The organism is Xanthobacter lutulentifluminis (assembly GCF_043194675.2).
GTDB lineage: Bacteria > Pseudomonadota > Alphaproteobacteria > Rhizobiales > Xanthobacteraceae > Xanthobacter.
Window position 1 is genome coordinate 1891084 of the sequence record NZ_CM195525.1, and the last position, 17927, is coordinate 1909010.

The 17927-nt window shown below is 71.1% G+C and carries 16 protein-coding genes; 10 read left to right on the forward strand and 6 right to left on the reverse strand.

Annotated elements, in window-relative coordinates:
- Window positions 1–4 precede the first annotated feature (4 nt).
- The 5 genes from V5F49_RS08560 to V5F49_RS08580 all read left to right on the forward strand — a co-directional run bounded on the left by V5F49_RS08560 (window position 5) and on the right by V5F49_RS08580 (window position 4705).
- Window positions 5–1027: an ABC transporter substrate-binding protein gene (locus tag V5F49_RS08560; RefSeq protein WP_394118161.1), complete on the forward strand. Its 1023-nt coding sequence runs from the start codon at window positions 5–7 to the stop codon at window positions 1025–1027.
- Between the two features lie 151 nt (window positions 1028–1178).
- A complete protein-coding gene (locus V5F49_RS08565) occupies window positions 1179–1997 on the forward strand; it encodes an ABC transporter permease (protein WP_394118162.1) in 819 nt (272 codons plus the stop codon).
- 4 nt (window positions 1998–2001) lie between these two features.
- Entirely contained in the window at window positions 2002–2808 is an 807-nt protein-coding gene (locus V5F49_RS08570) for an ABC transporter permease (protein ID WP_394118163.1), read from the forward strand.
- Window positions 2805–3875, forward strand: a complete 1071-nt coding sequence (locus V5F49_RS08575; RefSeq protein ID WP_394118164.1) for an ABC transporter ATP-binding protein — start codon at window positions 2805–2807, stop codon at window positions 3873–3875. Before V5F49_RS08570 ends, V5F49_RS08575 begins: the two co-directional genes overlap by 4 nt.
- 5 nt (window positions 3876–3880) lie before the next feature.
- Complete coding sequence (locus tag V5F49_RS08580) at window positions 3881–4705, forward strand: phosphodiesterase (protein ID WP_394118165.1); 825 nt, start codon at window positions 3881–3883, stop codon at window positions 4703–4705.
- Between the two features lie 16 nt (window positions 4706–4721).
- Here the strand turns inward: V5F49_RS08580 and V5F49_RS08585 are convergent, their stop codons facing one another.
- The 3 genes from V5F49_RS08585 to V5F49_RS08595 all read right to left on the reverse strand — a co-directional run bounded on the left by V5F49_RS08585 (window position 4722) and on the right by V5F49_RS08595 (window position 8199).
- On the reverse strand, window positions 4722–5501 hold the full coding sequence (locus V5F49_RS08585) for an HAD family hydrolase (protein ID WP_394118166.1): 780 nt from the start codon (window positions 5499–5501) through the stop codon (window positions 4722–4724).
- Between the two features lie 23 nt (window positions 5502–5524).
- A complete protein-coding gene (gene hemA, locus V5F49_RS08590) occupies window positions 5525–6808 on the reverse strand; it encodes a 5-aminolevulinate synthase (RefSeq protein ID WP_394118167.1) in 1284 nt (427 codons plus the stop codon).
- A 242-nt stretch (window positions 6809–7050) separates the two neighbouring features.
- On the reverse strand, window positions 7051–8199 hold the full coding sequence (locus V5F49_RS08595) for a linear amide C-N hydrolase (protein ID WP_394118168.1): 1149 nt from the start codon (window positions 8197–8199) through the stop codon (window positions 7051–7053).
- Between the two features lie 298 nt (window positions 8200–8497).
- Between V5F49_RS08595 and V5F49_RS08600 the strand changes: the two genes are divergently transcribed.
- Window positions 8498–8902, forward strand: a complete 405-nt coding sequence (locus V5F49_RS08600) for an acyl-CoA thioesterase (RefSeq protein ID WP_394118169.1) — start codon at window positions 8498–8500, stop codon at window positions 8900–8902.
- Between the two features lie 51 nt (window positions 8903–8953).
- Here the strand turns inward: V5F49_RS08600 and hrpB are convergent, their stop codons facing one another.
- Entirely contained in the window at window positions 8954–11665 is a 2712-nt protein-coding gene (gene hrpB / locus V5F49_RS08605; protein ID WP_394118170.1) for an ATP-dependent helicase HrpB, read from the reverse strand.
- Window positions 11666–11809: 144 nt separating this feature from the next.
- Between hrpB and V5F49_RS08610 the strand changes: the two genes are divergently transcribed.
- The 4 genes from V5F49_RS08610 (at window position 11810) to V5F49_RS08625 (ending at window position 16303) form a co-directional block, all read left to right on the forward strand.
- Window positions 11810–13012 (forward strand): ABC transporter substrate-binding protein, encoded by a 1203-nt coding sequence (locus V5F49_RS08610; RefSeq protein WP_394118171.1) that lies wholly within the window; start codon window positions 11810–11812, stop codon window positions 13010–13012.
- A gap of 130 nt (window positions 13013–13142) precedes the next feature.
- Window positions 13143–14147, forward strand: a complete 1005-nt coding sequence (locus V5F49_RS08615) for a WD40 repeat domain-containing protein (protein ID WP_394118172.1) — start codon at window positions 13143–13145, stop codon at window positions 14145–14147.
- 166 nt (window positions 14148–14313) lie between these two features.
- Complete coding sequence (locus V5F49_RS08620) at window positions 14314–15063, forward strand: acetoacetate decarboxylase (RefSeq protein ID WP_394118173.1); 750 nt, start codon at window positions 14314–14316, stop codon at window positions 15061–15063.
- Window positions 15064–15142: 79 nt separating this feature from the next.
- A complete protein-coding gene (locus V5F49_RS08625) occupies window positions 15143–16303 on the forward strand; it encodes a patatin-like phospholipase family protein (protein ID WP_394118174.1) in 1161 nt (386 codons plus the stop codon).
- A gap of 79 nt (window positions 16304–16382) precedes the next feature.
- Here the strand turns inward: V5F49_RS08625 and V5F49_RS08630 are convergent, their stop codons facing one another.
- Window positions 16383–17087: a TSUP family transporter gene (locus V5F49_RS08630; RefSeq protein WP_509210781.1), complete on the reverse strand. Its 705-nt coding sequence runs from the start codon at window positions 17085–17087 to the stop codon at window positions 16383–16385.
- Window positions 17088–17148: 61 nt separating this feature from the next.
- Window positions 17149–17799: a glutathione S-transferase family protein gene (locus tag V5F49_RS08635; protein WP_394118176.1), complete on the reverse strand. Its 651-nt coding sequence runs from the start codon at window positions 17797–17799 to the stop codon at window positions 17149–17151.
- Window positions 17800–17927 lie beyond the last annotated feature (128 nt).

Here is a 17927-nt window from a genome sequence, read left to right on the forward strand (position 1 = left end):
AGCCATGCGCCGCTCCCTGACCGCATTCCTCGCCGCCAGCGCCGTCGCGACACTGGCGCTCGCCGTCGCGCCGGCCCGCCCCGCCGCCGCGGCCGATGCCATCTGCTACAACTGCCCGCCCGAATGGGCGGACTGGGGCTCCATGCTGAAGGCCATCAAGGCCGATCTCGGCATCGACGTGCCGCAGGACAACAAGAACTCCGGCCAGTCGCTGACCCAGATCATCGCCGAGAAGGCGAGCCCGGTGGCGGACGTCGCCTACCTGGGCGTCACCTTCGGCATCAAGGCCAAGGACGCCGGCGTCACCCAGCCCTACGAGCCCAAGGGCTTCGAGGAGATCCCCGCCGGCCTGAAAGACAAGGACGGCAACTGGTTCACCATCCATTCGGGCACGCTCGGCCTGTTCGTGAACAAGGAAGCGCTGGGCGGCGCGCCGGTGCCGGCCTGCTGGGCCGACCTCTTGAAGCCCGAATACAAGGGCCTCGTGGGCTACCTCGATCCCACCAGCGCGTTCGTGGGCTATGTGGGCGCGGTGGCGGTGAACGGCGCCATGGGCGGCACGCTCGACGACTTCAAGCCGGGCCTCGACTATTTCAGGAAGCTGCAGGCCAACCAGCCCATCGTGCCCAAGCAGACCTCCTACGCCCGCGTCGTCTCCGGCGAGATCCCGATCCTGCTGGACTATGACTTCAACGCCTACCGGGCCAAGTATTCGGAGAAGGGCGACTTCGCCTTCGTCATCCCCTGCGAGGGCACGGTGGTGGTGCCCTATGTGATGACCATGGTGAAGGGCGCGCCGCATCCGGAGGCGGCCAAGAAGATCCTCGACTACGTGCTGTCCGACAAGGGGCAGGCCATGTGGGCCAAGGCCTATCTGCGCCCGGCCCGCAATGTCGCCCTGCCGCCGGAGGTGGAAAGCCGCTTCCTGCCCGCAGCTGACTACGCCCGCGCCAAGCCGGTGGACTACGCCCGCATGGAGGCGGCCCAGAAGGGCTTCTCCGAGGCCTATCTCAACACCGTGAAGTAAGACTGCCCGGCGCCGGCCGCCCGCCCCGACGGCGCGGCCGGCGCCCCGGCCCGAACGGGACGCATCCCGCCTTGCGCCGGTTGCCGGCGCGCCCTCCAATGCCACCGGCCGAGGCCGGCATGATGCCGGAACCGGAGCACAGGCCGACCCCATGCACAGCGCCGACCGCCTTGCCCGCCTGTTCCTCGTGCCGCTGCTGCTGTTCGTGGCGGCCTTCTTCCTGCTGCCGCTGGTGCGGCTGGTGGGGGTGGCCGGCGCGGGGCCAAACGGGATGGCGGAATATCTCGCCATCCTCACCAATCCGCGCCACCTCGCCACCCTGATCGCCACCCTGCTGCTCTCGGCGGCGGTGACGGCGGCGACCCTCGCCATCGGCACGGTGGTGGCGCTGTTCCTGGCGCGCAACCGCTTTCCCGGACGCCCCATCCTCGTCTCGCTGCTCACCCTGCCGCTGGCGTTTCCCGGCGTGGTGGTGGGCTTCATGATCATCCTGCTGGCGGGGAGGCAGGGCCTCATCTCCAGCCTGTCCATGGGGCTCGGCATGGGGCGGTGGGTGTTCGCCTATTCCATGGCCGGCCTGTTCGCGGGCTATGTCTATTTCTCGCTGCCGCGCGTGCTGGTGACCCTGATGGCGGCGGTGGAGAAGCTGGACCCGGCGCTGGAGGAGGCGGCGCGCTCGCTGGGCGCCGGTCGTCTCATGGTGCTGCGCGACGTGACGCTGCCCGGCATCGCCCCGGCGCTGATGGCCTCGGGCGCCATTGCCTTCGCCACCGCCATGGGCGCGTTCGGCACCGCCTTCACGCTGGCGACCCGCATCGACGTCTTGGCCATGACCATCTACACGGAGTTCACGCTCAACGCGAACTTCGCCACGGCCGCGGCCCTTTCCATCGCCCTCGGCCTCATCACCTGGGCGGTGCTGGCGGTGACGCGCAACCTCGCCGGTTCCGGCGTCGCGGCGGCGGGGTGAGGCCATGCGCGCGGCATCCGCACCCCACCGCCTCACCTTCGCGCTGCAGCTCGCGGTGACGCTCGTCGCCTGCGCCTTCCTGATGGTGCCGGCGGGCGCCTCCATCCTCGCCGGCTTCACCGCCAATTATTTCCGCGGCCTGTCCTCCGGCCTCACCCTCGACTGGGTGCGGCAGGTGCTGGCGCTCTATACCGACTCCATCCTGCTGTCGGTGATGATCGCACTCGGCACCCTCGCGGTCACCCTGGCGCTGGGCGTGCCGGCGGCCTGGGCGCTGGCGCGGCGGCCCTCGCGCTTCACCCGGCTGGTGGAGGAGGTGGTGACGCTGCCCGTCGCCATCCCCGGCCTGGCGCTGGCCCTCGCGCTGATCCTCGCCTATGGCGGCTGGCGCGACTTCCGCATGAGCCCGCTGTTCATCCTCACCGGGCATGTGCTCTACACCCTGCCCTTCATGCTGCGCTCGGTGATGGCGGTGCTCGCCGCCATCGACGTGCGCACGCTGGAGGAAGGCGCGGCCTCGCTCGGCGCCTCGCCGCTGCAGCGCTTCTTCCATGTGGTGGTGCCCAATGCGCGCGGCGGCATCCTCGCCGGGGCGCTGATGGTGGTGACCCTCTCCATCGGCGAGTTCAACCTCACCTGGATGCTGCACACGCCCCTCACCAAGACGCTGCCGGTGGGCCTTGCCGACAGCTACGCCTCCATGCGCCTCGAGATCGCGAGCGCCTACACGCTGGTGTTCTTCGTCATGATCGTGCCTTTGCTTGTCGCCCTGCAGCTGTTCGGCCGCGCCGGCCCCGGGAGGGCGCCGTGAGCACAGAGAACCGCACGACCGCGCCCTCCGGCGCAGCCATCACCGTCGCCGGCGTGGGCAAGACCTATCCGGACGGAACCCGCGCCCTGCTGCCGCTCGATCTTCAGGTGCAGGCCGGGGAAACGGTGGTCCTTCTCGGCCCCTCCGGCTGCGGCAAGACCACCCTGCTGCGCCTCATCGCCGGGCTGGAGGCGCCCGACGCGGGCGGCCGCATCCTGTTCGACGGGGTGGACGTGACCGCATTGCCCATCGAGAAGCGCAACGTGGGCATGGTGTTCCAGTCCTACGCCCTGTTCCCCAACATGAGCGTCATCGACAACGTGGCCTACGGCCTGCGCGTGCGCGGCATGGGCAGGGACGAGCGGCAGGCGCAGGCGGCCGCCGTGCTGGAGATGATGCGCATCGGCGCGCTGGCGGGGCGGCGCATCGACCAGCTTTCCGGCGGCCAGCGCCAGCGCGTCGCGCTCGCCCGCGCGCTTGCCGTGCGCCCGCGCGCCCTGCTGCTGGACGAGCCGCTCACCGCGCTGGACGCCGCCCTGCGCGAGCATCTGCGCGGCGAGATCGACGCCCTGCTGCGGCGCCTCGCCATCACCGCGCTCTATGTCACCCACGATCAGGCCGAGGCGCTGGCGCTGGGCGACCGGGTGGTGGTGATGAAGAACGGCGCCATCGCCCAGGCGGGCACCCCGCGCGACGTCTATTTCCGCCCCGCCGACGATTTCGTCGCGGATTTCGTGGGCATCACCAACCGGCTCGCCGGCCGGGTGAAGTCCGGGCGCTTCGACACCGCCGCCGGCGTGCTCGCCCTTCCCGCCGGCCTCGCCGGGGCGGATCGTGCCGAGGCCCGCCTCCTGTTCCGGCCGGAGACGGCGCGGCTCACGAGCCCGGCCGAGGCCGCCCTGGTGCTGGAGGTGACGCAGGTGGAATTCCTCGGCCCGCGCCAGAAGGTGACTCTGAAGGATACCGGGGGCCAGCGCATCGTTGTGGAGGCGCCGGCGGAGCAGGCCCTCGCCCCCGGCGCGGCCATGGGCCTCATCCTCGACACCGACCGAATCACGCTGGTCTGATCGCCATGCTCATCGCGCAGCTCACCGACACCCACATCCGCCGACCGGGCGCCCTCGCCTACAATGTGGTGGACACGGCCATTCATCTGGAGGCCGCCGTCGCCCACATCCTGGCGCTCGACCCGCGCCCCGACGCGGTGATCGTCACCGGCGACCTGACGGACTTCGACGATCCGCACGAGTTCGCCCGCTTCCGCGCGCTGACGGCTGCTCTGCCCATGCCGCTCTATCCGGTGCCGGGCAATCACGACAGCTCGGCCGGGCTGCTCGCCGCCTTCCCGGAGATCGCGGCGCGCTGTGCAAGCGGGCGGGTGAACTACGTGGTGGAGGACGGCCCGCTGCGGCTGGTGATGCTGGATTCCACCGTCTACGGCCGCCCCCACGGCATGCTCGGGGCCGAAGGGCTGGCCTTTCTCGAAGCCGCGCTCGAGGCCGCGCCCGATCGGCCGGCGCTGGTGGCCGCCCACCATCCGCCGTTCCTCACCGGCATCCGCCACATGGATGTGCAGAACCTCGCCGACGCCGCCGAGCTGGAGGCCGTGCTGCGGCGCCATCCGCAGGTGGTGGGCTTCACCTGCGGCCATGTGCATCGCGCGGTCACCACCAGCTTCGCCGGCGTCGCCGCCACCATCGCCCCGGCGCCCGCCCATTCGGTGAGCCTCGCGCTCGACCCCGCGGCGCCGCCCAGCTTCCACATGGAGCCGCCGAGCCTGTCGCTGCATCTGTTCGCGGATGGGCGGCTGGTCACGCACCGCAGCTTCATCGGCGCCTTCTCCGGACCCCACCCCTTCTTCGGGCCGGACGGAAAGGCCATCGGCACGCCCGGCTAGGCGCGGCGTCCGCAGATCAGCCCGCGCGGGCTGCGAGGATGGCGTCGGCCGCCTCCACGAAGCCGTCGCCGCCCGGACCTTCGGTGATCCAGCGGGGCAGCACCGGGATCTCGTCGCGATACTGGACGACGGTGCTGACGCCCACGGTGTGGCGGAAGGCGCCGAACATGGGCGCGTCGTTCACCGAGTCGCCGACGTACAGCACCTGCTCGAGCGCCTGGTCCCAGGACAATCCGCAGGCATCGCCGAGGATGCGCCGGCCCATGGCGAGCTTGTCGTAGCCGCCGAGCCAGCCGAGCACCCACAGGTTGTTGACGGTGACGTCCGCCCCCTCGGCCCGCAGCGCCGCCACGAGGGCGGCCCGCGCCTCCGGCGTCTCGGGCTGCGTGAAGGCGATGCTGGTGAGACGGAAGGGCTGATCCTCGGCGAGCTGCGCGCCGGTCCGGGCCGCAACCCGCGCCGCCATGGCCTCGAGGGTGCGGAAGACGTCCCGGCGTCCGTCCTCGCCGTGCCAGAACAGCCGGTCGAGGCTGTGCCCGCCGGCGCGACGGAAGAAGAAGCCGCCGTTCTCGCCGATCACCCCGTCCACCGGCCACATGCGGGCCATCTGATCGCACCAGCCGGCCGGCGCCGCGGTGACGGGCACGACAGCGACGCCACCGCGCTGCAGGCGATCGAGCGCATCATAGGTGCGCGCGGACAGACGCCCCCGGAAGGTGAGCGTCTCGTCCATGTCGGTCAGGACGAAGCGGATGTCGCGAAAGGCCGATGCCTCGGCCTCCCTCAGCGGGCGCACGGTGCCTCAGTCGCGTCGGGCGATCAGCCGCCAGCCACCGGCAGCGGGATGGGCGCCGGGCCGAGCGCGGTGCTGCGCAGGGCGGTGCGCTCGGCAACCCGGTCCGCGTACGGCAGCTCCAGCCGCTCCCACACGTCCGACAGGGCGGTGGCGAGGTGGGCGATGAGCGCGTCGTCATGGAAGGGCGTCGGGGTGATGCGCAGACGTTCCGTGCCACGCGGCACGGTGGGGTAGTTGATGGGCTGGATGTAGATGCCGTACTCGGCCAGGAGCAGGTCCGAGGCCATCTTGCAGGCCTTGGCGTCGCCCACCATCACCGGGACGATGTGGGTGGGCGTCTCCATCTGCGGCAGGCCGGCGGCGGCGAGCGCCGCCTTGACCTTGGCCACCTGGGCGCGCTGGCCGGCGCGCTCGGCCTGCGAGGTCTTCAGATGCTTGACCGAGGCGGTGGCGGCGGCCGCGACCGCCGGGGGCAGCGCGGTGGTGAAGATGAAGCCGGGCGCATAGGAGCGCACCGCGTCGATGATGACGCGCTTGCCGGTGATGTAGCCGCCGACCACGCCGAACGCCTTGCCGAGCGTGCCCTCGATCACGTCCACCCGATGCATCACGCCGTCGCGCTCGGCGACGCCGGCGCCGCGGTCGCCGTACATGCCCACGGCATGGACCTCGTCCAGGTAGGTCATGGCGCCGTAGCGCTCGGCGAGGTCGCAGATGGCGCCAATGGGGGCGATGTCGCCGTCCATGGAATAGACGCTCTCGAACACCACCAGCTTCGGCCGGTCACCGGCGGCCTTCAGCAGCTCCTCCAGGTGGCCGAGGTCGTTGTGGCGGAAGATGGCCTTCTGCCGGCCGCCGTGGCGCACGCCCTCGATCATGGAATTGTGGTTGAGCTCGTCGGAGATCACCACGCAATCCGGGATCAGCTTGATGATGGTGGAGATGCCGGTGGCATTGGAGATGTAGCCGGAGGTGAAGACGAGGCCGCTCTCCTTGCCGTGGAGATCGGCGAGCTCGCGCTCCAGCATCACGATCTCATGGCTGTTGCCGGAGATGTTGCGGGTGCCGCCGGCTCCGGCGCCGCGCGCCTGCGCGGCCGCGCACATGGCCTCCACCACCTTGGGGTGGGCACCCATGCCGAGATAGTCGTTGGAGCACCACACCACGATGTCGCGCGGGCCGCCGGGCGAGTGCCACACCGCCCGCGGGAAGCGCGAGGCGTCGCGCTCGATCTCGGCGAAGGTACGGTAGCGGCGCTCCTTGCGCAGGGCGTCGATGGCGTCGGCGAAGAAGTGGTCGTAGTTCATTCCGGACCCTGCGGCGACTTGGCGGCTACACACGGTGGGCGGAACCGCCGGCGCATCCGGAGTTCCACACTGTTATAATGTATGGCGGCACCTTGCTCCTTGTATTGATACCAATCAAGAGGCGAGGCCGACGCGCGGCGATCCGGCGCGGGGGGAGCGCGGGCGCCGCGGCAATTTCGTGCGCTGCAGCAATGCCCTGGCCGGCTCTCGCGGAGCCTGCGCCGGCCGCCCCGCGCCGCCGCTCAGTCCACCTTGACCGGCAGGAAGGTGAAGGGCGTCGCCGGCTCGAACTTGCCCGAGACGTCACCCGAATAGACCTTGCCGCCGGTCAGCGTCAACTTGCGCACCGGCGCGCCCGGCTTCAGGTCGAGGCCCGAGAGCGGCACCCAGAAGCTGTTGGGGCTGGTGGCGGAATCGAAGAAGTAGACGCGGTCCTTCTGGTCGCTCACCGTACGCCAGAGGGTGGAGGCGATGTTCGGCTGGCCGGGGGTGGTCAGGCCCAGCGGCACGCTGACCGAGCGCATGACGCTGGCGACGCTCGCCACCGCCTGGTTGGCATAGGTGCCGTCCGGCACGGCGGTGATGATGGCCGGCGACGCCTCGGTCGGGATCGCCTTGATGAAGAAGCTCGCACGGGCGAAGCGGTCGGCCGCCCGGTTGGTGCCGGGCAGGAACACGGTGCCGCCGATCTGCTCCCAGTAGGCGTTGAGCGCCAGCTGCTGGTCGTACGCCGGGGAATTGGTCATCACCTGATACTGCCGGCCGTGATGCACCACCAGCCGGCCGCCGAGATACTCGAAGATGGCGCTGTCGCCGGAGGCATCGGAAATGGCGAGGTGCAGCTGCGCGCCGGCGCCGTTGGGCAGGTCCGCGGTCACCACCACGAACGGCTCGGCCGACAGCCCCGCCACCGCCTCGGCCACGGTGGCGAAATTGTCGAGCACGTATTGCGCCCACAGGCTGATGGAGAGGGCCGGCTTGCCGTCCGGCTTCGCATATTCCGATTCGGCCAGATAGAGCAGGTTGGCGACGAGGCCCTTCTCGTTCATGCCGTCGGCGGTGCCCACGTCATAGCCCGAGGCGATGACGCTGCCGTATTTCGAAACCCACTTCGGCGTGTTCGCGCCCGCCGCGCCGGTGCGCGCAATGCCCGCGGGGAACGCCCACAGATTGGTGTGCATGTCCTCCGCCCAGTCCATGGTGCGTCCGGTGACGACCACGCCCTGCGAGCCGAGGTAGACGGCGCGGGTGCAGGCCTCCGCGACCGGCGCCGCGCTCGAGGCGAGCACGGCGAGCGCAGCCGCCAGCGCACCGGCGCGGCCTGGGCGCGACACGGCGCCGAGGGAGCGATTCAGCAGGAGATGAAACGGGGTCCGGAACCTGATGCGCATCAAGGGCCTCCGCGACTAGGCGAGCCTTCGAGATGCGCGCTGCCGGGGCCAGGCCACCCGCAGATCACGCGCCGCCCGCCGGATAGGGACGGCTGAAAAGAGATACCGGCTCCGCCCACACAGCAAGGCGGAGCCGGTCATCCATGCCCTGTCTGCCCCGAAAAGACATGGACAAGAGGGAGATAAGCACCACCTGCGGGCCGATTCTCTGAGATGGATCAAATTTGGCGGAGCCGGAGCATTTTTTTGCTATGCGAAGGGAGGGGCCCGCGGCTCAGCCGGGGCTGGAGGAGCAGGAATGTACGACAAGGAAGCGCGGATGCCCGACGGAATCCCGGTGATCCGCACCATCGCCATGCCGGCGGACACCAATCCCAACGGCGACATCTTCGGCGGCTGGCTCATGTCGCAGATGGACCTTGCCGCCGGCAACGTGGCGGCGCGCCGCTCGCGTGGCCGCGCGGCCACGGTGGCGGTGGAGGCCATGAGCTTCCTCTCCCCGGTGGCGGTGGGCGACGAGGTGAGCCTGTTCGCCCGCGTGGTGAAGATGGGCCGCACCTCCATGCGCATCGAGGTGGAGGCCTGGCGCCGGGCCCGCGCCAGCGAGCAGACCACCAAGGTGACAGAGGCCGTCTTCACCTTCGTCGCCATCGACGAGGACGGGCGTCCCCGACCGATCCCCGCCGACGCGAGCCCCGGCTGAGGCGGGCTCATCGAACCGCGGGGCCGCCCCACCCGGCGCCCCGCGCTATGTTCACGTCCCGCGCGGCTTGGCGCGGGTGGTGGGCGGCGCCTCGGCCGGGTTTTCCGGCCAGGGATGCTTGGGATAGCGCCCGCGCATCTCGGCCCGCACGTCGCGCCACGAGCCCTGCCAGAACTGCGGCAGGTCCCGCGTCACCTGGATCGGCCGGTGCGCGGGGGAGAGCAGCGCCAGTGTCAGCGCCACCCGCCCCCCCGCGATGGCGGGATGGCGGGTGAGGCCGAACAGTTCCTGCACCCGCACCTGCACCTGCGGCCCGCCTTCCGCGCCATAGTCGATGGGCAGCCGCGAGCCGGTGGGAGCGGTGAAATGGGTCGGCGCCTCCGCCTCCAGCCGCGCGGCGAGCGCATAGGGCAGCAGCGCGTGCAGCGCCTCCGACACGTTGGACGCGCTCACCTCCGCCAGCGCTGATTTTCCCTCGATGAAAGGCGCCAGCCAGTCCTCCGCGCTCTCGGCCAGCGCCGCGTCGGACAGGTCGGGCCAGGGGTCGCCCTCCGCCGCGCGCAGGAAGGAGACGCGCTCGCGCCACTGGGCGGCGGCGGCGCTGAACGGCAGCCGCTCGATGCCCAGCGCCGCGATGCCGCGCGCCAGCGCCCGGGCGGTCTCGGCCCCGGCCGGCACCGGGCGCGGGCTCGCGGCGAGAACGATGGCCTTCAGCCGCCGCACCTCCCGCGCCCGCACCGCAGCCGCCTCCGGATCGAAGGCCACCTCGATGCCGCTCGTGATGTCGGCGGCGAACAGGCGCTCCACCTCCTCTGCGGAGAGGGCGGCGGCGAGGCCGATGCGCGCGGCGTCCGCCCGCCCTCCGGCCTCGGCCACCGCAAGGAACGGTGCGCGGGCGAGCGCCGCGGCCGGGTCCATCATCGCGCCGCGGCCGTTGGCGAGCAGGAAGCGCGTGCCGTCGCCGCGCGCCCTGGCCACCCGGTCGGGGAATGCGGCGGCGAGCAGGGCGGCGGGCGAGAACGCGCCGTCTCCGCCCGGCACGGTCCTGGATACCGGCGCGCGCCCTGTGCCCGCAGCAGTCTTCGCGCCCGAGGCATCCTTGGCGCCCGGGGCATCCTTGGCGCCCGCAACACCCGAGCCCTCGGGGGCACCGTTGCCCGGTCCAACCCCACGCATGGCTGCGTCCGCCCAGCGGGCGGCGAGGCGACGGGCATCCTCGGCGCGGCGGGAGCGGTCGCGGCGGAAGCCGTCGAGACGGTGGAGCAGATCCACGCCGTCGCCGCCCAGCCCCCGTTCCACCAGCAGCGCGGCGATCTCGGCGGCAAGCTGGGCCGCACCTGCATCGGCGCCCACCGCCACCATGTGGGCGAGGCGCGGCGGCAGCGGCAGGCGCGCCATGCGGGCGCCGAGCGGCGTCACCGCGCCAGCGGTGTCGAGCGCGCCGAGCAGACGCAGCAGCGCCTTCGCCTCGCTGACCGCCGGCGCCGGCGGCGGATCGAGGAAAGCGAGCGAGGCCGGCTCGCGGATGCCGGCGCGGGCGAGGTCCAGCACCAGCCCGGTGAGATCGGCGGAGAGGATCTCCGGCGTGGCGAAGGCCGGCAGCGCGCCGGTCTCCCCCTCCCCCCACAGCCGGTAGCAGACGCCGGGCTCGGTACGCCCCGCCCGGCCGCGCCGCTGGTCGGCGGCAGCGCGGGAGACGCGCACGGTCTCGAGCCGCGTCAGCCCCACGTCCGGCTCGAAGCGCGGCACGCGGGCGAGGCCGCAATCCACCACCACCCGCACCCCCTCGATGGTAAGCGATGTCTCGGCGATGGAGGTGGCCAGCACCACCTTGCGGCGGCCCGGCGGGGCGGGCAGCACGGCGCGGTCCTGCTCGGCTGCATCGAGCGCGCCGAACAACGGCACCACCTCCACCGCCGGATCGCGGATCTGCTCGTTCAGCAACGCCTCGGTGCGCCGGATCTCCGCCGCGCCGGGCAGGAAGGCCAGCACCGAGCCGGCCTCGCGGGCGAGCGCGGTGCGGATGGCCTCGGCCATCTGCCGCTCCACCGGCACCCGCGGCTCGCGGCCGAGATAGATGGTCTCCACCGGAAAGGCGCGGCCCTCGCTCTCCACCACCGGCGCCGGCGCGCCGTCCGTCCCCATCAGCGCAGCGACGCGGGCGCCGTCGAGGGTGGCGGACATGGCGAGCAGGCGCAGGTCCTCGCGCAGCCCGCGCTGGGCATCGAGGGCGAGGGCAAGGCCGAGATCGGCATCGAGGCTGCGCTCGTGGAACTCGTCGAACAGCACGGCGGCGACGCCCGGCAGCTCCGGATCGTCCAGCACCATGCGGGTGAAGATGCCCTCCGTGACCACCTCGATGCGGGTGCGTGCGGACACCTCCGAGGCGAGGCGCGTGCGATAGCCGACCGTCTCGCCCACCCGCTCGCCGAGGCTCTGCGCCATGCGCCGGGCGGCGGCGCGGGCGGCGAGGCGGCGCGGCTCCAGCACCAGGATGCGCCCGTCCTTGCGCCCCTCCCGCCGCCACGGCGCATCGAGCAGCGCCAGCGGCACGCGCGTCGTCTTGCCCGCGCCCGGCGGCGCCACCAGCACCGCGCACGGCCCGGCCGCAAGCGCGCGGGCGATGTCGCCGAGCACCGCATCGATGGGCAGCGGCGGGCCGAACCTGGCCGGGTCGAACCCGGGCAGATCGGCGCTGGAAAGGTCGGGTGGACGGCTGTCGGACAGGGCAGTTCTCGTGCGTGGAAACGGACCGACGCTCATAAGCCAGAATGCGGGGTGGCGGCAAAGCTCCAATTTCCGCATCGCAGGCGTAATTTATCTGAACAACACCCCTGCGACGTTTTATTGATTGAATCACTTGGAATTGTTGATTACCCGGAGGCCGACATTTTCGGAGACCCATTCATGCGTGCCCCCTTGCTCCTTGCCGCCCTCCTCGCCTGGGCCGCTCCGCTCGCCGCCGCCGCGGCCGACCAGAAGCCCCTGCGCATCGGCGTGCTGAACGACCAGGCGGGCATCTATGCCGACATGGCCGGCCCCGGCTCGGTCATCGCGGCGCAGATGGCGGTGGAGGATTTCGGCGGCAGCGTGCTCGGCCGCCCCATCGAGATCATCGCCGGCGACCACCAGAACAAGCCGGACATCGGCTCGGCGCTGGTGAACCGCTGGATCGACGAGGACAATGTGGAAGTCATCGCCGACATCCCCACCTCCTCCGTCCTTCTGGCGGTGCAGGAGATCGGCCGGCGCAAGAACAAGCTGGTGCTCGCCTCCACCGGCGGCTCCTCGGACTTCACCGGCAAGGCCTGCGCGCCCACCGGCATCCACTGGACCTACGACACCTACGCGCTGGCCGCCGGCACCGGCGCCTCGCTCGCCAAGGACGGGCCGTGGTTCTTCATCACCGCCGATTATGCCTTCGGCGCGGCGCTGGAGCGCGACACGGCGGCGGCCGTGGCCAAGGGCGGCGGCAAGGTGGTGGGCGCGGTGAAGCACCCCCAGGGCACCACCGATTTCTCCTCCTACCTGCTGCAGGCCCAGGGCGCCGGCGCCAAGCTGATCGCCTTCGCCAACTCGGGCGCGGACCAGGTGAACGCCATCAAGCAGGCCAACGAGTTCGGCATTCCCCAGTCGGGCGTGAAGCTGGCCGGCCTCTACCTGCACATCACCGACATCCACGCCATCGGCCTGAAGACGGCGCAGGGCCTCATCCTCACCCAGGGCTTCTACTGGGACCTGAATGACGAGACCCGCGCCTGGTCCAAGCGCTTCTACGAGCGCCACAAGGCGATGCCCACCATGGGCCAGGCCGGCACCTATTCGTCCATCCTGCATTATCTGAAGGCGGTGAAGGCCGCCGGCACCACCGATACCGCCACCGTGGTGGCGCAGATGAAGGCGACGCCGGTGGATGACTTCTTCTCCCACGGCGGGCGCATCCGCGAGGACGGCCGCATGGTCCACGACCTCTATCTGCTGCAGGTGAAGGCGCCGTCCGAGCAGCAGTATCCGTGGGACTATCTCAAGCTCATCCGCGTCATCCCCGGCGACGAGGCGTTCCGCCCGCTCGCCGAGGGCGGCTGCCCGCTGGTGAAGGCCAGCAACTGACCGCCGCCGGACGGTCCGGTCCCCGCCCCGCACTCAGCGCGCGGGGCGGACCTGCGGCGGGCCGGCTTGCGGTCGCGGGCGTTCGGTGCCTTATGAGGGCGCCGACGCCGCAACCGGGATCGCCGCCCTCATGTCCTCCGCCCCGTCCAGCCTCACCAGCAAGGTCCAGCCGCTCGCCTTCGACACCGGGATCATGGCCGCCGCCTTCCTCGGCGCGACGCCCGCCTTCGTCGGTGCGGACGGCAGCGTGCACCTCGCCGGCGGCCTGACCGGCGGCAGCACCACCACCGCGCAGGCGCACGACGGCGCGGTCCTCTCCACCGTCAGCGACGGCCGCCGCATCGTCACCGGCGGCGACGACGGGCGGGTCGCGGAGACCCTCCCGGACGGCACCGTGCGCACGCTGGCCGAACGCAAGGGCCGCTGGATCGACCGCGTGGCGCTCTCGCCCGAGGGCGTGCTGGCCTACTCGGCCGGCAAGACCGCCTGGGTCCTGCCCCCCAAGGGCGAGGAGAAGAGCCTCGACGTCGCGTCCACCGTCGGCGGCCTCGCCTTCGCCCCCAAGGGGCTGCGGCTCGCCATCGCCCATTACGGCGGCGTGACGCTGTGGTTCCCCAATGCCGCCGGCGCCAAGCCGGAGCTGTTCGGCTGGAAGGGCTCGCACCTCGGCGTCACCTTCTCCCCGGATGGCCGCTTCCTCGTCTCCACCATGCAGGAGCCGGCGCTGCACGGCTGGCGGGTGGTGGACGGCGCGCACATGCGCATGACCGGCTATCCCTCGCGGGTGAAGTCGTTCGCCTTCACCGCCGACGGCAAGTGGCTCGCCACCTCCGGCTCGGGCGAGGCCATCCTGTGGCCGTTCCAGGCCAAGGACGGGCCCATGGGCAAGCAGCCCGCCATGCTCGCCCCCTCCCCGACCTCGCGGGTGACGGTGGTGGCGCCGCATCCCAAGGACCCGGTGGTTGCCATCGGCTACGAGGACGGCATGGTGATGATGGCGCGCATCACCGATGGCGCCGAGATCCTGCTGCGCGCGCCCGACGGCGCGGCCGCGAGCGCCATCGCCTGGCATGGGGCCGGCGGCGCGGTGGCCTTCGCCACCGCCACCGGCGCGGCGGGGCTCCTGGCGTTCTGAAGCCGTCAGGAGACGAGGCGTCATCCTCGCGTCACCGGCGCGGGCGAAGAGGCCCGCAGCCGCGCCGTGTCCCGGTAAAGGCCCGACTTTTCACGCGGGCCGGCAGGCCCTAACGTGACCACACCCTTCGCAGGTGCGAAGCGGCCTGCTGCACGAGAGACAGACGATGAAGATCGCCGACGTTCGCCGCACAGCCTATTCGATGCCCCTCGTGAACCCGTCCTATCCGCCGGGCCCCTACCGCTTCATCGACCGCGAATTCCTCATCATCACCTATCGCACCGATCCCGAGGCGCTCGCCAAGGTGGTGCCCGAGCCGCTCGAGATCGTCGAGCCGATCGTGAAGTACGAGTTCATCCGCATGCCGGATTCCACCGGCTTCGGCGACTATACCGAGACCGGACAGGTGATCCCGGTGCGGTTCAACGGGGTCGAGGGCGGCTACTGCCACGCCATGTACCTCGATGACGAATCCCCCATCGCCGGCGGCCGCGAGCTCTGGGGCTTCCCCAAGAAGTTCGCCAAGCCGAAGCTGCAGGTGGAGACCGACACGCTGGTCGGCACCCTGCACTACGGCAGCGTGCTCTGCGCCTCCGCCACCATGGGCTACAAGCACGTGCCGGTGGACCAGGAGAAGGTGCTGGCGGCGCTGCGCACCCCGAACTACCTGCTCAAGATCATCCCGGACGTGGACGCCAAGCCGCGTATCTGCGAGCTGGTGCGCTACTTCCTGGAGGACATCACCCTCAAGGAAGCCTGGACCGGCCCCGCCGCCCTCGGCCTGTTCCCCCACGCCCTGTGCAACGTGTCGCAGCTGCCGGTGCTGGAGGTGATCTCCGCGCTGCACCTGCGCGCCGACCTCACCCTGGGCATGGGCGAGGTGATCTTCGACTACATGAAGGAAGGCGAAGGCTGAGCCCGGGGGCGGCGCAGTCCGCCCCGTCCGCCTCCCGGCGCCGGGCCTTCCCGCCCGGCCGCCAGGCCAGAACCCAGCGATGAGGTTTACGACCGTGCGCGCCACCCATCTGCCTGACAACCTGTGCGACATGATCAACGAGTACAAGCGCATCGCGCTGGTCTTCCAGGGCGGCGGCGCGCTCGGGGCCTATCAGGCCGGCGTCTATGAGGCGCTCTCCGAGGTGGGCTGCGATCCCAACTGGATTTCCGGCGTCTCCATCGGCGCCATCAACTCCGCCATCATCGCCGGCAACGCCCCGCAGGACCGGGTGCCGCGCCTCAAGGAGTTCTGGGAGACCATCACCTCGCACCGGATCCTTCCGCTCGATCTGGAGGGCGACGTCTTCCGGCAGTGGCGCAACCAGCTCTCCGCCAGCCGCACCATCCTTCAGGGCCAGCCCGGCTTCTTCAAGCCGCGCTTCCCCAACCCGTGGCTGATGCCCGCCGGCGCCGCCGGGGCCACCTCGTTCTACGACACCTCGCCCCTGCGCGAGACGCTGCTGCGCCTGGTGGACTTCGACCGCATCAATTCCGGCGAGAAGCGCTTCTCGGTGGGCGCGGTGAACGTGCGCACCGGCAACTTCATCTATTTCGACAACCGGGAGCACACCATCGCGCCGGAGCATGTGATGGCCTCCGGCGCGCTACCGCCCGGCTTCCCGGCCATCAAGATCGACGGCGAGTATTACTGGGACGGCGGCGTGGTCTCCAACACCCCGCTCCAGTTCCTGCTGGACCAGCCGGACCATCCCAGCGCGCTGGTGTTCCAGGTGGACCTGTTCAGCGCCCGCGGCGCGCTCCCGCGCGACATGTTCGACGTGAGCGAGCGGCAGAAGGACATCACCTATTCCAGCCGCACCCGCTACACCACGGACGTGTTCCGCCGGGTGCAGGAGCTGCGCTCCAAGCTCTACGACACGCTCCTGCGCATTCCCGAGCAGCTGCGCACCCCCGAGGACCAGGGCCTCATCGACGACTACAGCGCCTCCGGCCCGGTCAACATCTGCCACCTGATCTATCAGGAGAAGACCTACGAGCGGGAATCCAAGGACTATGAGTTCTCCGCCACCTCCATGCGCGAGCACTGGCAGACCGGCTACGAGGACACGGTGAAGACCCTGCGTCGCGGCGACTGGCTCAAGAAGCCGGACGATTCCATCGGCATCGTGGTCCACGACATCCACCGCCTCTCCGAGTGAGGCGCCGGTCGCGGCATCTCGGCAGGGCGGCGAACCGGATCGCCCGTCCCGCCTTTGGCGGCGGGACCTTCCACGCCGGTCAGAGGAAGCCGCGCGCCAGCATGTAGGCGCCGAGCAGGCCGAGGCCGGCGAAGAAGACGCGGCGGAACACCTGTGGAGACACCGCCCCGCGAACCCGCCGGCCGATCTCCATGCCGAGGAAGGCTGGCGCGAGTGCCGCCACCGAAGCCAGCACCAGCGCCGGATTGGCCAGCACCGTGCCGCCCGCGCCCGGCCCCGCCAGCACGACGGCCAGGGCGAAGGTGGAGACGGTGAACGTCAGGCCCAGCGCCTGCACCAGCTCGTCGCGCCCCAGCCCGAGGGCCTGAAGGTAGGGGGCGGAGGGCATCACCGACACGCCGGTGGTGCCGGTGACCAGACCGGTGAGCACGCCCATCAGCGGTGACAGGGGCCGCTCGGCCGCGGCGGGAAGGCGCAGCGGCACGGCGGACAGGCCAAGCGCGCCATAGGCAAGGAGGGTCGCGCCGAGGGCCGGCACCGCCAGCGGCGAGGTGAGGCCGCCCAGCAGCATTCCACCCGCGATCGTCCCGGCGGCGACGCCCGCCATCATCCAGCCGAAGCGGCGCGCGGTCGCCACCGGGTTCGGGCCGGTGGCGTACTGCCAGACATTGGTGACGGCGGCGGGCAGGATCAGCACGGCTGCCGCCTCGGCGGGCGGCAGCATCAGGCTCAGGAGGCCGATGCCCACGGTGGGCAGGCCCATGCCGACGAGACCCTTGACCATGCCGGCGAGGAGCAGGATCGCGCCCCCCGCCACCAGCAGGGTCAGGGAAGAGGTCACCGGCTCAGAACTCGGCGCCGAGCTCCTCCAGCTCCTCCGGCTCGGCGAGAGCGCCCCCGATCCATTCCTGCATCAGCGGCAGGCCCATGATGCGCGCGCGGTAAGCCTCGCACTCGGCGTCGAGCTTCACGTCGTAGGTGGTGAAGCGCGAGCACACGGGGGCGTACATGGCATCCGCCAGGGTGGGCGTCGGACCCATCAGGAACGGGCCGCCGTGGGCGGTGAAGCAGCCGCGCCAGATGGCGACGATCCGGTCGATGTCGGCCTGAGCGCCGGCATAGACCTTGAAGTCGGGATAATGGGCGCGGATGTTCATGGGCAGGGCGGAGCGCAGGTTCGAGAAGCCCTGGTGCATCTCGCCGGAGATGGACAGGCAGTGCGCGCGCACGGCCCGGTCGGCCGGAAGCAGGCCGGCCTGGGGGAAGATCTCGTTGAGGAAGGCGGCGATGGCGAGGGTATCCCAGACGGTCACGTCCTCATGGACGAGGCGCGGCACCAGGAACGACGGGGACAGCAGCAGCAGCTCCGCCTTCATGTCCGGGTCGTCGAGGGGGACGCGCTCTTCGTCGAAGACGAGGCCGGCCATCTTGCACAGGAGCCAGCCGCGCAGCGACCATGAGGAGTAGTTCTTGCTGGAGATGGTGAGTGTCGCCATGCCTGATGTCCGTATGCCTGTCCTGCGCCTCGGATATCGTTCCGGCGGCCGTGACGCCGCCCGCCAGCCGGCGGGGCGTGCCTGCACCGGCGGCAAATGCCGTCGGCGACACGCGCCACCCGCATTCT